We start from the raw sequence: 12,551 nt of genomic DNA, 5'->3' as shown, positions 1-12,551 counted from the left end.
GATTTTGCAACGTCCCGCAGGTGTTGCCCCCACGTCACAGCGTCCAGCGTCAACATGATTTAAGAATTTCGGGCACTTTGGAATCGCGAAGGGGGCGTCCCGTGAGAAGAGGACTGGCTGCTATAGCAGTCTTGGCGAGTGTCGCCGGGGCGGAAGCTGCTGACCAAAGCCCTGCACTTTTCACGAAGGCGCGCCCGGCTGACTCCAACCCAAGCTGGACGGGATTTTATGCTGGCGGCAACGTTGGCGGCGCATGGGCAGACCGGTCCGTGGGTTTTACGAGTGACGCCGCTTCAGCTTTCATTTTCAATCCCGGAGTTCCGCTTCAACCTCCGTTTGCGGGGCAGGTTGCTCCCAGCCCTCACGATTTTTCGATGAGTGGTGTAACGGGAGGTTTGCAAGCGGGCTACAATTGGCAGCTGGGCGGCCAATGGCTCGTCGGCGTTGAAGGTGACTTGAGCGCATCCAGCTTGCGCGGAAGCGGTCGCGAAACGGTACCGCTCCTGGCCCCAGCTTTCACACAGACCATCTCGGCCGAGCAAAAGATTGATTGGTGGGGGAGTATTCGTGGGCGCTTTGGGGCGCTGGTTTCGCCTAGCGTGCTTCTGTATGGGACCGGCGGCTTCGCTTTTGGTCGGGTGGCGACATTTGACGACTACATCGTCAACGGACCGCCGGCAGGCTTCAGTATCTCCGTCAGCGGCACTTCATTTGCTTGTACAACGGGATTGACGTGCTTTACGGGGAGCAATTCCCGCATTCAGACCGGCTGGACGTTGGGTGGAGGCGGCGAATGGCGCTTCGCGCCTCGTTGGAGCTTCAAGGCCGAGTATCTTTACGTTGACCTCGGCAAATCGTCAGTGACGGCCAACGCACTCGCAACGGGTATTGGTCCGAACCTGTCCAGATACACTGCGAATTTCGGCCGCGCGGATTTCCACGTGGCGCGAGTGGGCGTGAACTATCACTTTTGAGCCTCATCAGATCTTGCCCTCGGAATGATAGGGACCCCCGGCAATCGGTCGCGCAAGCCTCGCCGGAATGTTTTCCAGTCACCACATCGTTCTATCTGTAAGCGCCACCTACCTCAAATACCCGCGTCGTCTCGTCCACCAGCGTCCGGACCATCTCCGTGGCCATCACGCCAGCACGGTAGTGTGCGCGACCGCCTTTATCGCGCTGACGCCGTGAAGGCGGCGAGTACTCGAGGGGGCATATCCACAAGCGCGTCGGGTTATTTAATGTCAGGGCGCTTCAAAAGTCATCCGCTACAACACCTCGGCACGAACCTGAGCGACGCCGCGATTCGTAATCCCCAAGCTGCGCGCGGCAGCGAGCGAGAGATCGAGGACGCGGCCACGAATGAACGGGCCTCTGTCATTGATGGTGACGATGACGCTGCTTTCGCCATGGGTCACGCGGACCTTGGTGCCGAACGGCAGGCTGCGATGCGCTGCCGTGAGGTGATTCCGATTGAATGACGAACCGCTCGCTGTCTTGCCTTTGGAATACGAATAGTAGGAGGCCTTTCCCGAAAAGACTCGATTGAAAGATCGCATGCCCGAGCGATCAGCCGATGGCTCTTGTGCGGTTGGAGGTGGCGCCTCAATCAGATCCTTCTTCGTCTGTTCGACTCCAGCAGGCGCCGGCTCTGCCTGTGCGCTCGGAATGATGGACCATCGGTCCTTGAAATCCTGTGCCTGAGCGCCGTTCGCGTTCAATCCGATCCAAACAGGGAATGTCGCAATCGCCGCCATTCTGATGAGAAGATGCATTGTCGACCTCATGAACGATTGAAGATCAAGCCGACAATGCAAGCTCCCGAGGTCGCGTTCCTAACAAGCGCAGAACGGTGATGGCATACCGACACCGCGGAGCACCTGACTGAGATTGACCGCGGTCCCGCTCTCCAGACCTCAAATAATATGGTATTTATTTTCCGGAATTAAATAAATTTAAATATTTAAATCAGCGAGGTGAGCTGCCGGCCTACGATAGAGGTGGTCGCGGCCGGGCGGAGGTGGGTCGCGCGATACGATCAGCTTCGGACGCAGGGAGAGCGATCTTCATCAGGCTAGGTGCGAAGCTAGAAGCGTCGTGCGTAGCTAGATCGCAAGTGCCCTGGCTTGGCGCCCACCTACCTCAAATACCCCACCACCATCCGCGTCGTCTCGTCCACCAGCACCTTCACCATCTTTTCCGACAGCATCTCGGCGCCGTTCAGCACCGTGTTGTGCGCGATGGCTTCGATCGTGCTCACGCACATGAACGCTGCGAGCGCGGGGTCGATCTTGCGTATCTCCTTGCGGTGGCGTTCGAGATAGGCGCGCACGAGGGCGTGGATCTCGTGGCTGTAGGCTTCGACCTCCGCGAGGTGGCCGGAGCGGGGGATCTGCTCGGCGAGGACGCGGTGCAGGTTCGGATCGATGTGATGGGCCTCGATCGCGACCGTGACGAGGCGGCGCACGGCTTTCTCGATCGGCAGGTCGGCGACCTCCGCGAAGGCGGCGCGGACGACCGTCATGATCGCATCGTTGTGGCGGTCGATCACGGCGGCGACGAGGGCTTCCTTGCTTGGAAAATACTGGTAGAGCGAGCCGACGCTGACGCCGGCGATCTCGGCGATGCGGTTGGTGCTGGCCTTCTCAAAGCCTTCCTTGATCAGAATGCGAGCAGTTGCCTCGACCAGCGCGTCGACGGTGGCGCGGGATCGCTCCTGCGAGGCGTTTTTCCGGGGTTTTGTGGGCGGTTTGCGGGCCACGGCCTTGTGATCTGAATGCGAGTAGGAAAAGCGAGTGAATGCTCGCATTATATCGGCAAGTGGCGGCGGGTCGGCAACCCTCTTCGTCGCCGGGTCGAAACAGCCGGATGGGGATGTGGCGATGAGCGTTGCGAGACTTGTATCGGCCCTTCAATTCTGTCCGGGCGGCTGCGTATTCGGCGCGCGGGCGCCGCGCGATCCAGCACCAAGCCTGCAAAGCCGGGCCTTCAACCTGCTGCTGCGGCTGCTTCCATTCAAGAAGCAGCTGGCATCAGCCGAGGTCGTGCAGGCACACGTGCAGAAGCTCGCATTGGATCCGGCCTCGTTCGAGCCGACGGGACTTGGCGGTGGCGTCGAGGTGACCCTGACCAAGATGGGCGGCTGGCCGGTCTATTACACCGCGCCGTCGTCGGGCCACGAGGGCTGCAACTACGTCATGTTCCTGCATGGCGGCGGCTACATCAACGAGATCGTGCCGGCGCATTGGCGCTTCGTCGGTGAGATGACGCGCAAGGCGCGCGTCTGCTGCGTCGTGCCGATCTATCCGCTGGCGCCGCGGGCGACCGCCAAGGACGTCGTGCCGGCGACGGCCGAGCTGCTGCGCATGCTGCTGGAAGACGCGGGCGAGGCGAAGGTGACAGTCGTAGGCAATTCGGCGGGCGCTGGCCTTGCGCTCGCCGCCTGCCAATGGCTGCGCGATCGCGGTCATCGGCAGCCGAGCCGGATGCTGCTGATCTCGCCTGCGGCCGATGCCTCTATCAGCCGTCCGGAGCAGGTTGCGATCGCGGCGCTCGATCCGATCCAGGACATTCCGGGCATCGTCGAGGCGGCACGTCTTTATGCCGGCGAGCTCGATGTCGGCCATCCCTTCGTCAGCCCGCTCAACGGCGGCTTCCGCGCGCTCGCGCCGATGACGATCTTTTCGGGCACGCGCGATCTTCTGTATCCCGACAGCGTCGATCTTGCCGCAAGGGCGAGGGCGGTGGGCGTGCCGGTCGAACTGCATCTCCTGCGCGAGCAACCGCACAACTTCGCGCTGATGCCGACGCCGGAAGGACGGCGGGCGCGTGCGATCATCTTGCGTGAGGTGGCTTAGAAGGAGGGCGTGATCATTGTCACAGAGCGCTTGCCACGATCGGTCTGGCGCTGTCACTGTCCGCACGGAGGGATAAGCGGCCCCCGGGGCGTTTCCTCTTGGCTCGGTCGTCCTGGTATCCGTGGTCTTGGTACCAGTAGTTTTGCGGGGCCTTAGGCGTGGCCCTTGATCTCATAGTGACCCGGCACGCATTTGTAGCGCTCGAGGCGCCAGTTCGCGTGATAGATCGGATGCTCGCCCATCCACTTCGCAAGCGGCGCTTGTGCGCCGATCGCGCACTGCATCAGCGAAATCTCGGGCGTCATGTTGCTGTCGGTCACGATTTCCTCGACGCAACTGCCTGAGCTGGCTGCGCCAAGCCGGCAAAGCACGGCAACGACGGTCACGAACATTCCTATCACCTCGTCGGTTGTTTCTGACCACGAAGAGGATGCAAGCGGAGTGCCAGAGCCTGTGACACGCAAACAACACGCTGGCCCAGTCGACTCAACCCAGCGTCCACCCCCATTGGACGATTCGGATTGTAAAAAAATGCCATTAACCCGAAGCCGGACAAATACGGGGAACCTGCAGGAAAATACCCGGGAATGATCGATTGTCCGGGCCGCGTTGCCTATGAGCCACTTCACAAGGCCCGCACAGCGTCGCCCGTAGTCCGCCTGCCGAAATAACCGAAGGCGAGGATGGCAGCGCACGCTTTTACCCGTGGATGTCGCGCTGCTACAGTTTTGCGCGGGCCGCGGTCAGTGGCGCCGTGACCAAGAAACACACCGACAAGGGGAGGGACCGAAGTCCCATGAAGGATTTTGCTGGAAAGATCGCAGTCATCACCGGCGGCGGCACGGGAATGGGGCGCGAGCTCGCGCGGCAGCTCGTCGCCGAAGGCTGCAACGTCGCGATGTGCGACGTCTCGGAAGCGGCCATGGCCGAGACCAAGCGGCTCTGCGAAGTCGAGAAGCTGCCGCAGGGCCTGCGCGTCACGACGCACGTCGCCGATGTCGCGATCGAGGATCACCTGAAGCGCTTTCGCGACGAGCTCGCCGAGCAGCAGAAGACGGACAGGATCCATCTGTTGTTCAACAATGCCGGCATCGGCGGGGGCGGCAGCCTGTTCACCAACACCCGCGAGCAATGGGAGCGCACCTTCAACATCTGCTGGGGCGGCGTCTATCTCGGGGTGCGCACGTTCCTGCCGATGCTGGTCGCCGCGGACGAGGCCCACATCGTCAACACCGCGAGCGTCAATGGCTTCTGGGCCTCGATCGGCATGAACCAGGCGCACACCGCCTACAGCGCCGCCAAGTTCGCGGTGAAGGGATTTACCGAAGCGCTGATCAACGATCTTCGCCTGCATGCCCCGCACGTCAAATGCTCGGTGGTGATGCCCGGCCACATCGGCACGTCGATCGTCTCCAATTCGCGCAAGGTGCAGAGCGGCGACGGTTCGGAGAAGCTCAATGCCGACGAGGTGGCGCTGACCCGCAAGCGCATGGCCGCGGCCGGTGTGCCGGATGCCGATAAGATGTCGGACGAGGACATCCAGGCGGCGTTCGCCGAGCGCGCCCGCAGCTTCCTGGAGGACGCGCCGACCACGGCGGCGCAGGCGGCGAAGATCATTCTCGACGGCGTCAAGGCGGAGCGGTGGCGCATCCTCGTCGGCGAGGATGCCAAGCGCCTCGACGAGCGCGTGCGCGCCACGCCGGAGCAGGCTTACGACCGTGCCTTCTACGAAAGTTTGACGCAGGAGGTCGGCTGGCGGCTTGGTTGAGGCCGCCCTTGGGGGGCGCGCGAATATGGGTATGATGATCGTCATGGCAAGAGAGGCTCGAACAATTTTGTGTGCCAGCTCCTGCCAACGTTCGCCCCACTCCATGAGCTGTGGGGGAGGTCACGCATGCATCATGACGATGTTCAAGCGATGTTGATCTCAAATGCCTGTAATGGCGCGCGCGGCGGCTTGGTCGGCGATCTGAAATGGTTTAGTCAGTCTTGTGTAAGGCGACATAGAACGTAGCTCCCGATGATCCCCGCATGCCTCTCCGACGACTGGACCCTTTGCCCGGAACGAGAGGACATCTCGGCTGAGTTCACGCGGCTCCTCACCGCAGCCCAGGAAGGCGGCGCCACGATCGCGGAATGCCTGATGATCGCGCGGCGGCTGAAAGGCGCCGACGACCTTTCCTGGTATCGCGAGTGGAAGAAGCTGGCGCAGACCAATCGGCAGCGCGCGGAGACCGCGTTCGCGGAAGGACACCTGGCCAGCGCGCAGCGCAATTGGCTGCGCGCGATGAATTATTACGGTGCCGCGGCGATGCCGCTCGACCCCTCCGATGAGCGCCGCTGGGTCGCGGTGCTGGCGATGCAGGAATGCGCGCGCCGCTATCTCGCCGCGCGCAGCCCCGCCGGAGAGGTGGTGACGATACCCTGGCTCGACGGGCATTCGCTGCAGGGTTATTTCCTTCCTGCGTCATCGGGGAAGGAGTCGGCCCCGACCGTGATCTGCATCGGTGAGCCCGGCCACCGCAAGGAAGAATTTCTGTTCAAGCTCGTGCCGCATGCGCGCGAGCGCGGCTTCTCGATGCTGGCGCTCGACCTGTTCGGCGACCAGCGCGACGATTTTCTCGATGCGCTGCTGCGGCGCCAGGATCTCGAGAGCGCGATTCCCGGCGTCATGGACTATCTGGAGACGCGGCAGGACGTCGACTTCGCCCGCGTCGGGATCATCGCCGATGGCTGGGGCTCGTCCTTCGTCGCACGTGCGGTGCTGCAGGAGCCGCGGCTTGCCGCCGCCGTCTGCGACGGCGGCCTGTGGGACCTGCACGAGCGGGCCTTCTTCGCCAGCCGATTCGCGATGAGCGACGTCAGCATCGTCCCGGTGCCGCATGCCCCGCTGATGGCCTCCAGCGCCGACTGTCCGGTGCTGATCACGCTCGGCGAGGACGGCTGGCTCAAGGCGGACCGGGCGCGTCAGCTCGTCCGGGACTCCCGGCTCGGCACCTCGGATGTGATGCTGAAAGTGTTCACCGCGGCGGAGACCGGCGCGGCGCAGGCCCATGCTGACAATCCGAGTCTTGCCAACGAATACATCTTCGACTGGCTGGAATCGCGGCTCGGCGGCGGCCTGCGAATCTAGCGGCGGCGCGACCGTCAGAAGTCCAGGGTGAGGCGGACGCAGGCCTTTTCCAGGCGGGTCTTCAACGTCGCGAGCTTGGTGGTGAATTCGGTGAGCTCGGCCTCGTCGAACTCCTGGAAGACGAATTCCTTGATGGTCTTGTACTGCTCGTTGAGGCTCGCCAGGTGCTTCTGCGTCTTCTCGGTCAGGGACAGCCGGACCACGCGCGCGTCGGTCGGCGAGGGGCGGCGGCGCAACAGGCCCTTCTTTTCCAGCAGCTTGGACTGGGTGGTGACGAAGGACGGATCGACGTGGAGGAGCTTGGACACGACGTTGACCGGAATGCCGTCGTCCTTGTCGAGGTCGGAGATGGCCATCAGGATCAGCCATTGCGGCCCGCTGATGCCGAGCGTCCTCGCCCAGAACTGACGCAGCTCCTCAAGATACATGTTGATCGACGATATCTCCCAGGTGAAGCGCCTGATGATATCCAGGTTGCCGATGGTGCGCAGGCGCGCGCCTTCCTTCCTCGTCGCGGACACAGCGTCACTCCCGCAAGCTGATTCTCTTTCCCACGGCTCATATGGGGTGGGCATAGTCCACGCAACTCTGCTCTGATGCAAGTGCAGAGCAGGGTAATCGTGTCACGAAAACTACAAATATGACCCAGTCAGCCTTTTTCGCTCAGCACCGGTGTTGCGCCACAGACACAGGGTTAGTGAAACCACAAAGCTGATCTAATAAACTATTTTGATTAACGGAACTGTGCGGGCATATTGATCCGTGACGGTAGGGGGTTCTCGATCGTCCCGTTGCAGGTGGTTCGCTCACGTCCCTCGCGAATGCGGGTACGTCCGAAAACGCGAAGCGGCCGAGCGGATTTGATGAAGAGACGGGGATCTGGGGGGCCGCACGGTCCGGTCTCCGTCAAATGAGCAACTTGGAGGTTTTAAATGAAAGTGGTGAAGAGCCTTTTGCTCGGCACTGCGGCGACCCTGATCGCCGTCGGTGGAGCTCAGGCGGCTGATCTTCCGGTCAAGGCCAAGGCGGTCGAATACGTGAAGATCTGCTCGCTGTACGGCGCAGGTTTCTACTACATCCCGGGCACCGACACCTGCATCAAGCTGGGTGGTTACGTCCGCGCTGACATGCTTCTCGGCGGCGGCGGCGACTATGGCTTCAGGAACAGCTCGAGCACTGTGAACGGCGGGTCCAACAACCGTCTGACCAACTACTATTTCAGCCGCGCTCGTTTCGACTTCAACGTCGACACGCGCACGGCGACCGAATACGGCGTCGTTCGCACCTACGCCGACGCGGTCTTCAGCTATGACTCTACCAACGTCACCGGCAGCAACCCGTCGGCGTTCTCGACCGGTTCGGCCTCGCTCGGCCTCTACCATGCGTTCATTCAGTTCGCTGGTTTCACCTTCGGCCGCACGGTCTCGATCTTCGACGCTCCTTGGCAGAGCTATCCGGCTGGCGGCCCCGATACCATTCCGGGCGGCTCCAACCACACCAACGGCGTGAACCAGGTTGCCTACACGGCTGACTTCGGCCAGGGCATCACTGCTTCGTTTGCGCTGCAGGACGAGACTTCGGCGAACAATGGTCAGTCGAACCTCTGGAACGTGTCGTCGGGCACGGCGGCCCAGTTCGTGACCGGCGTTTACGGCGCCAGCGCCTGGGGCGGCACGCGTTCGCCCGACATCATCGGTCAGGTTCGTGTCGACCAGGCCTGGGGTTTGGCTCAGCTGTCGGTTGTCGCGCATGAGCTCCATGCAGCCTATTACGGCGCGACTGAAGTCTCCGGTCATCCCTCCGACAAGTGGGGCTGGGCCGTGCAGGGCGCTTTGTCGATCAAGAACATCCCGACCGGCGCGGGTGACGTGATCAACCTGCAGGCGGTCTACACGGACGGTGCGACGCGCTACAACTTCCAGAGCCTGTTCCCGCAGAGCTTCTTCATGTTCAGCGGCAGCAGCAATGGCGCGTATCAGAGCACCGGGTTCGCCGGTCTGGCTGACGGCGTGTTCGGAACGGCTACCGGCATCGATACCGTCAAGACCTGGGGCGTCCGTGGTGGCTACACCCACAACTGGAGCCCGAACTGGGCGAGCGCAGTGTACGGTGGTTATGCCCAGCTGAGGTACGGCACGACGGGCAAAGGCCTGATCTGCACCAACTTCGCTGCGATCGCCGTGGCCGGTGCGACCTGTAATCCGGACTTCAACTTCGCGGTGGTCGGTGTCAACACCGTGTGGACCCCCGTCAAGAACCTGGCGTTCACGGCCGACTTGAGCTGGTCGCGTCTGGACCAGAAGTACTCTGGGTCCATCGCGAGCCCGGGCATTGCCTCGGCTGCGAAGCCGGCGGCCGTGTACGAGCTGAAGGACCAGAACTCGGTCAGCATGATGCTGCGCGCTCAGCGCAACTTCTGATCATCGACCGCGCAAATCGATCGGACAACCCCGGCGGGAAACCGCCGGGGTTTTTTATGGGCATTTCGTCTTCTGAAAAATCGAATGGCGTTGCGGAACACGAAGGCGAGCCATGCGATTCGATCGCCTCAAATTTATTTACTTACTTGAGCTACTAAGCTATATAGCTCTCAGCCAGATACGAAAGTTGCGGCTCTTAGCTTCATGCTAAGCCTCCAGAAACCTCCGGCGATGCCCCGCCGGAGGTTTTTTGTTGCCGAGATGCGCGCAACGTCAGCCGCGTATCGCGCGCCCGCGCACAGGCGGGCGGTAGGCGAGGCGGCTGTGGCCGGCGCAATAGGGCTGGCCGTCCGGCGCCGCATTGCCGCAGAAGCAGAAATCGTCCGCGCCCGGCGTCGAGATCGGCCAGCGGCAGCGATTCTCGGACAGCTCCAGCAGCGAGCAGCGGTTGGCCTCGTCGATCGGGCCTGCAAGTACCGGCGCATCGGTCTCGCCATAGATCGTGGCGAGCATCTCGTATTGGAGCCGCGGCACGGCCTTGCGCAGCCGCGCCGGCGCCTGGCCTCTGTCCTGCACCTTGCGGTCGTCGACCGTCCGGCCGCGCGTCAGATTCAGCCGCGACAATTTGCCGATCACCGCGTTGCGGCTGACGCCGATGTCGGCGGCGATCTCGCGGCAGGAGAGGCCGGCCTCGAAGTGCTGCTTCAGGAGTTCAATTCGTTCGTCGGTCCAGGTGGGTGAGAGAACAGGCATTTGTCGACGATCCCAGGTTGCAGATGTCGGCCATCCGCTTCTCGAGATCCGTCCGCCTCACGCCCCAAGCGCGCTCACGTCCTGCCATTGTCGCGGATCGACAGCAGACCGTCCTTGATGGCGAGACGGATGCCTTCCTCGATCAATGTCCGTGCGACGCCGGGAACGCTGGTGCCGTGGGTGCCCTGTCTCACCAGCTTCTCCAGGTAGGTGATGGTCGAGAGCGCCAAGGTTACGGGAATGCGGTCAGTCTCGGCTTTTTCGGTGGCCATGGCCCGAACGCTAGCCTCTTACTCAGGTACATAAAAGTATCGATTAAGACTCTATTTAGGTTCGGGGGTGGAAGTCAAATGCGGGCTGTGCGTGACGCTCAGCATGTTGGAATCGCACGGGAAATGACCCACGGCTCAGCGCACCGCGCGGCAGACCGGCGGCGGGGGGCGTCAATCGGCCGGGGAGGGGTGGCCCGGCTCAGCCGTGCACGATCGCCTTTTCGATCATGCAATGGATGCCTTTGGCGCCGTTGACGGTCTGGGTCACCCGGAGATCGGCGGCGAGGCTGCACAGCGTGTAGGCGTCCTCGCGGGACAGATTTCGCGTCTCGCCGAGCAGCGCGATCATGTCGCGCAGCGCGCGCACCACGCATTGGTCGAGATCGGGGTCCATCGCCATGGTCATGTAGTGCGTCGGTGTCTCGGCGCGCGGGTAGTCGAGCTTCAGGTCCTTGCGCAGCGTCAGGCGGAAGCGGCCCTTGAGCGCGGTTTCGATCGCGGTGACGCAGACCTCGCCGTCGCCCTGAACGCCATGGCCGTCGCCGCAGGAGAACATCGCCCCCGGCACGAATACCGGCAGGTACAGCGTCGCACCGGCGCCCAGCTCCTTGTTGTCGAGATTGCCGCCCATCGCGCGCGGGATCAGCGATGAGATGCGGCCCCAGGCCGGCGGCGGCGACACGCCCATCACGCCGAAGAACGGCTTGAGCGGCAGGTCGAGGCCCCACGGCATGCGGCCGACCATCCGCGTCCGGTCGAGCGGGATGTTCAGGATTCGCGTCTCGTGAAAATCGTCGGGCAGGGTGCCGGACAGCGGCTTGATCAAGTTCCAGCCCCAATCCTGCCGGAGCTGCACGTCGAGGATCTCGACCGCAAGCACGTCGCCGGGCTCGGCCCCTTCGACCGCGATCGGACCGGTGAGGATGTGGCCCGGCAGCATGCGCTCGCTTGTGGCATGAACGTCGTGCATTTCGGGCGGAATGTGAAATTTGTTCCGATCAGGCAGCACATCAGGCCCGCCGCTGATGGTGTCGACCGTCACCTCGTCGCCGCTGGCCACGGTGAGGACGGGCTTGAGTGCGGCTTCGAAGAAGCCCCAATGGCAGGTTTGGGGGCTGGAATGCAGGTGATGATGGGTCATGTGCCGCGTCCGCTTTCGTTTCATCAGCGCGGGCTTGACCCGGCGATCGATCCTCTTTCAAGAAGATTTCTGAAGATGGCGGGGCCGGTCAAGCCCCGCACAGACCGTCCAGGTCGTTCAGGCCGGTAATTCAGGCCAGGTGATTTTCAGCGAGGCTCCCCTGTTTTTCGTTCTTTCCAAGACCTTGGGCACCGCGCTGCTGCCGATCAATCTCCTGGTCGAGCTCGGAATTGTGGCTGTGGTGTTGATGGGGACACGCTTTGCCGCATTTGGCCGCAGGCTTGCGATAACGACGCTGGTGCTGCTGGCGCTCGCGGCGTTCTCGCCGCTCGGCAATCTCCTGCTCTATCCGCTGGAGTCGCGCTTCCCGCCCTGGGACGCCGCGCGCGGCGCGCCCGACGGCATCATCGTGCTCGGCGGCTCGGTCGACACCGATCTATCGGCGGCGCATCGCACGCCGGTCGTCGCGCGCGCGGCCGATCGCCTGTTTGCGCCCGCCGAGCTTGCGCGCCGTTATCCCCATGCGCGCATCGTCTTCACCGGAGGCACCGCGAACCTGATGTCGACCGAGGCCAGGGAAGCCGACTATTCCGCGCCGATCCTGGAGAATCTCGGCATCGCGAAGGACCGCCTGATCCTCGAACGTCACTCCCGCAACACCTGGGAGAATGCGATTTTCACCAAGCAATTGGTCTCGCCAAAGCCGGGCGAGCGCTGGCTCCTGGTGACGTCGGCCTTCCACATGCCGCGCTCGATGGGAATCTTCCGCAAGGCCGGATTTGACGTCGAGGCCTATCCGGTGGACTGGCGGATGGGAGGACGCGACGATCTGTTCTCCTTCACCAATATGGGCGCGGACGGGCTCGGCCGAACGGAAGTCGCCATCCGCGAGTGGATTGGTCTCGTGGCCTACCGCCTGATGGGCAGGACCGGCGAGTTGCTTCCGGGGCCAGGCAAGGACTAGAACGAGGCCAC

Annotated in this window: 13 protein-coding genes; 6 read left to right on the top strand and 7 right to left on the bottom strand. The window is 62.8% G+C overall.

The window, feature by feature from the left end; genetic code table 11:
* Window positions 1-20 precede the first annotated feature (20 nt).
* On the top strand, window positions 21-974 hold the full coding sequence (locus tag XI05_RS03990) for an outer membrane protein (protein WP_333939815.1): 954 nt from the start codon (window positions 21-23) through the stop codon (window positions 972-974).
* A 294-nt stretch (window positions 975-1,268) separates the two neighbouring features.
* Here the strand turns inward: XI05_RS03990 and XI05_RS03985 are convergent, their stop codons facing one another.
* Both XI05_RS03985 and XI05_RS03980 read right to left on the bottom strand, forming a co-directional pair.
* Window positions 1,269-1,775, bottom strand: a complete 507-nt coding sequence (locus tag XI05_RS03985; protein WP_271498816.1) for a septal ring lytic transglycosylase RlpA family protein — start codon at window positions 1,773-1,775, stop codon at window positions 1,269-1,271.
* A gap of 362 nt (window positions 1,776-2,137) precedes the next feature.
* Window positions 2,138-2,761 (bottom strand): TetR/AcrR family transcriptional regulator, encoded by a 624-nt coding sequence (locus XI05_RS03980; protein ID WP_271498813.1) that lies wholly within the window; start codon window positions 2,759-2,761, stop codon window positions 2,138-2,140.
* A gap of 121 nt (window positions 2,762-2,882) precedes the next feature.
* Here XI05_RS03980 and XI05_RS03975 point away from each other — a divergent pair, with 121 nt between their 5' ends.
* On the top strand, window positions 2,883-3,857 hold the full coding sequence (locus XI05_RS03975; RefSeq protein WP_271498810.1) for an alpha/beta fold hydrolase: 975 nt from the start codon (window positions 2,883-2,885) through the stop codon (window positions 3,855-3,857).
* A 152-nt stretch (window positions 3,858-4,009) separates the two neighbouring features.
* Here the strand turns inward: XI05_RS03975 and XI05_RS03970 are convergent, their stop codons facing one another.
* Window positions 4,010-4,249, bottom strand: coding sequence for a hypothetical protein (locus XI05_RS03970; protein WP_025036674.1), 240 nt, complete (start codon window positions 4,247-4,249; stop codon window positions 4,010-4,012).
* A 404-nt stretch (window positions 4,250-4,653) separates the two neighbouring features.
* On the opposite strand from XI05_RS03970, the gene XI05_RS03965 reads away from it, so the two are divergent.
* Window positions 4,654-5,625: an SDR family NAD(P)-dependent oxidoreductase gene (locus tag XI05_RS03965; protein WP_271498806.1), complete on the top strand. Its 972-nt coding sequence runs from the start codon at window positions 4,654-4,656 to the stop codon at window positions 5,623-5,625.
* 252 nt (window positions 5,626-5,877) lie between these two features.
* Entirely contained in the window at window positions 5,878-6,990 is a 1,113-nt protein-coding gene (locus tag XI05_RS03960) for an alpha/beta hydrolase family protein (protein WP_271498804.1), read from the top strand.
* Between the two features lie 14 nt (window positions 6,991-7,004).
* Here XI05_RS03960 and XI05_RS03955 read toward each other — a convergent pair whose 3' ends face one another.
* A complete protein-coding gene (locus tag XI05_RS03955) occupies window positions 7,005-7,511 on the bottom strand; it encodes a MarR family winged helix-turn-helix transcriptional regulator (RefSeq protein WP_035712871.1) in 507 nt (168 codons plus the stop codon).
* A gap of 411 nt (window positions 7,512-7,922) precedes the next feature.
* Here XI05_RS03955 and XI05_RS03950 point away from each other — a divergent pair, with 411 nt between their 5' ends.
* Window positions 7,923-9,410, top strand: a complete 1,488-nt coding sequence (locus tag XI05_RS03950) for a porin (RefSeq protein ID WP_271498801.1) — start codon at window positions 7,923-7,925, stop codon at window positions 9,408-9,410.
* 273 nt (window positions 9,411-9,683) lie between these two features.
* Here XI05_RS03950 and XI05_RS03945 read toward each other — a convergent pair whose 3' ends face one another.
* The 3 genes from XI05_RS03945 to XI05_RS03935 form a co-directional block, all read right to left on the bottom strand.
* Entirely contained in the window at window positions 9,684-10,163 is a 480-nt protein-coding gene (locus XI05_RS03945) for a GcrA family cell cycle regulator (RefSeq protein ID WP_271498798.1), read from the bottom strand.
* Window positions 10,164-10,237: 74 nt separating this feature from the next.
* The gene (locus XI05_RS03940) at window positions 10,238-10,435 is read right to left on the bottom strand and encodes a hypothetical protein (protein ID WP_007603456.1); all 198 of its coding nucleotides are present in this window, start codon (window positions 10,433-10,435) and stop codon (window positions 10,238-10,240) included.
* A gap of 199 nt (window positions 10,436-10,634) precedes the next feature.
* Entirely contained in the window at window positions 10,635-11,576 is a 942-nt protein-coding gene (locus XI05_RS03935) for an acetamidase/formamidase family protein (RefSeq protein ID WP_271498795.1), read from the bottom strand.
* A gap of 196 nt (window positions 11,577-11,772) precedes the next feature.
* Here XI05_RS03935 and XI05_RS03930 point away from each other — a divergent pair, with 196 nt between their 5' ends.
* Window positions 11,773-12,540, top strand: coding sequence for a YdcF family protein (locus XI05_RS03930; RefSeq protein WP_212255511.1), 768 nt, complete (start codon window positions 11,773-11,775; stop codon window positions 12,538-12,540).
* Window positions 12,541-12,551 lie beyond the last annotated feature (11 nt).

Origin of the sequence: Bradyrhizobium sp. CCBAU 11357, assembly GCF_028128865.1 — a bacterium.
Taxonomy (GTDB): domain Bacteria; phylum Pseudomonadota; class Alphaproteobacteria; order Rhizobiales; family Xanthobacteraceae; genus Bradyrhizobium.
The sequence above is the reverse complement of the archived record's forward strand: the minus strand, read 5'-3'. Positions and strand labels throughout refer to the sequence as shown.

Excerpts from the sequence above, each read along its gene's own strand:
- XI05_RS03985 (WP_271498816.1), bottom strand. The coding sequence starts at position 1,775 with ATGCATCTTCTCATCAGAATGGCGGCGATTGCGACATTCCCTGTTTGG.
- XI05_RS03975 (WP_271498810.1), top strand. The coding sequence starts at position 2,883 with ATGAGCGTTGCGAGACTTGTATCGGCCCTTCAATTCTGTCCGGGCGGC.
- XI05_RS03970 (WP_025036674.1), bottom strand. The coding sequence starts at position 4,249 with ATGTTCGTGACCGTCGTTGCCGTGCTTTGCCGGCTTGGCGCAGCCAGC.
- XI05_RS03965 (WP_271498806.1), top strand. The coding sequence starts at position 4,654 with ATGAAGGATTTTGCTGGAAAGATCGCAGTCATCACCGGCGGCGGCACG.
- XI05_RS03960 (WP_271498804.1), top strand. The coding sequence starts at position 5,878 with ATGATCCCCGCATGCCTCTCCGACGACTGGACCCTTTGCCCGGAACGA.
- XI05_RS03950 (WP_271498801.1), top strand. The coding sequence starts at position 7,923 with ATGAAAGTGGTGAAGAGCCTTTTGCTCGGCACTGCGGCGACCCTGATC.
- XI05_RS03945 (WP_271498798.1), bottom strand. The coding sequence starts at position 10,163 with ATGCCTGTTCTCTCACCCACCTGGACCGACGAACGAATTGAACTCCTG.
- XI05_RS03940 (WP_007603456.1), bottom strand. The coding sequence starts at position 10,435 with ATGGCCACCGAAAAAGCCGAGACTGACCGCATTCCCGTAACCTTGGCG.
- XI05_RS03935 (WP_271498795.1), bottom strand. The coding sequence starts at position 11,576 with ATGACCCATCATCACCTGCATTCCAGCCCCCAAACCTGCCATTGGGGC.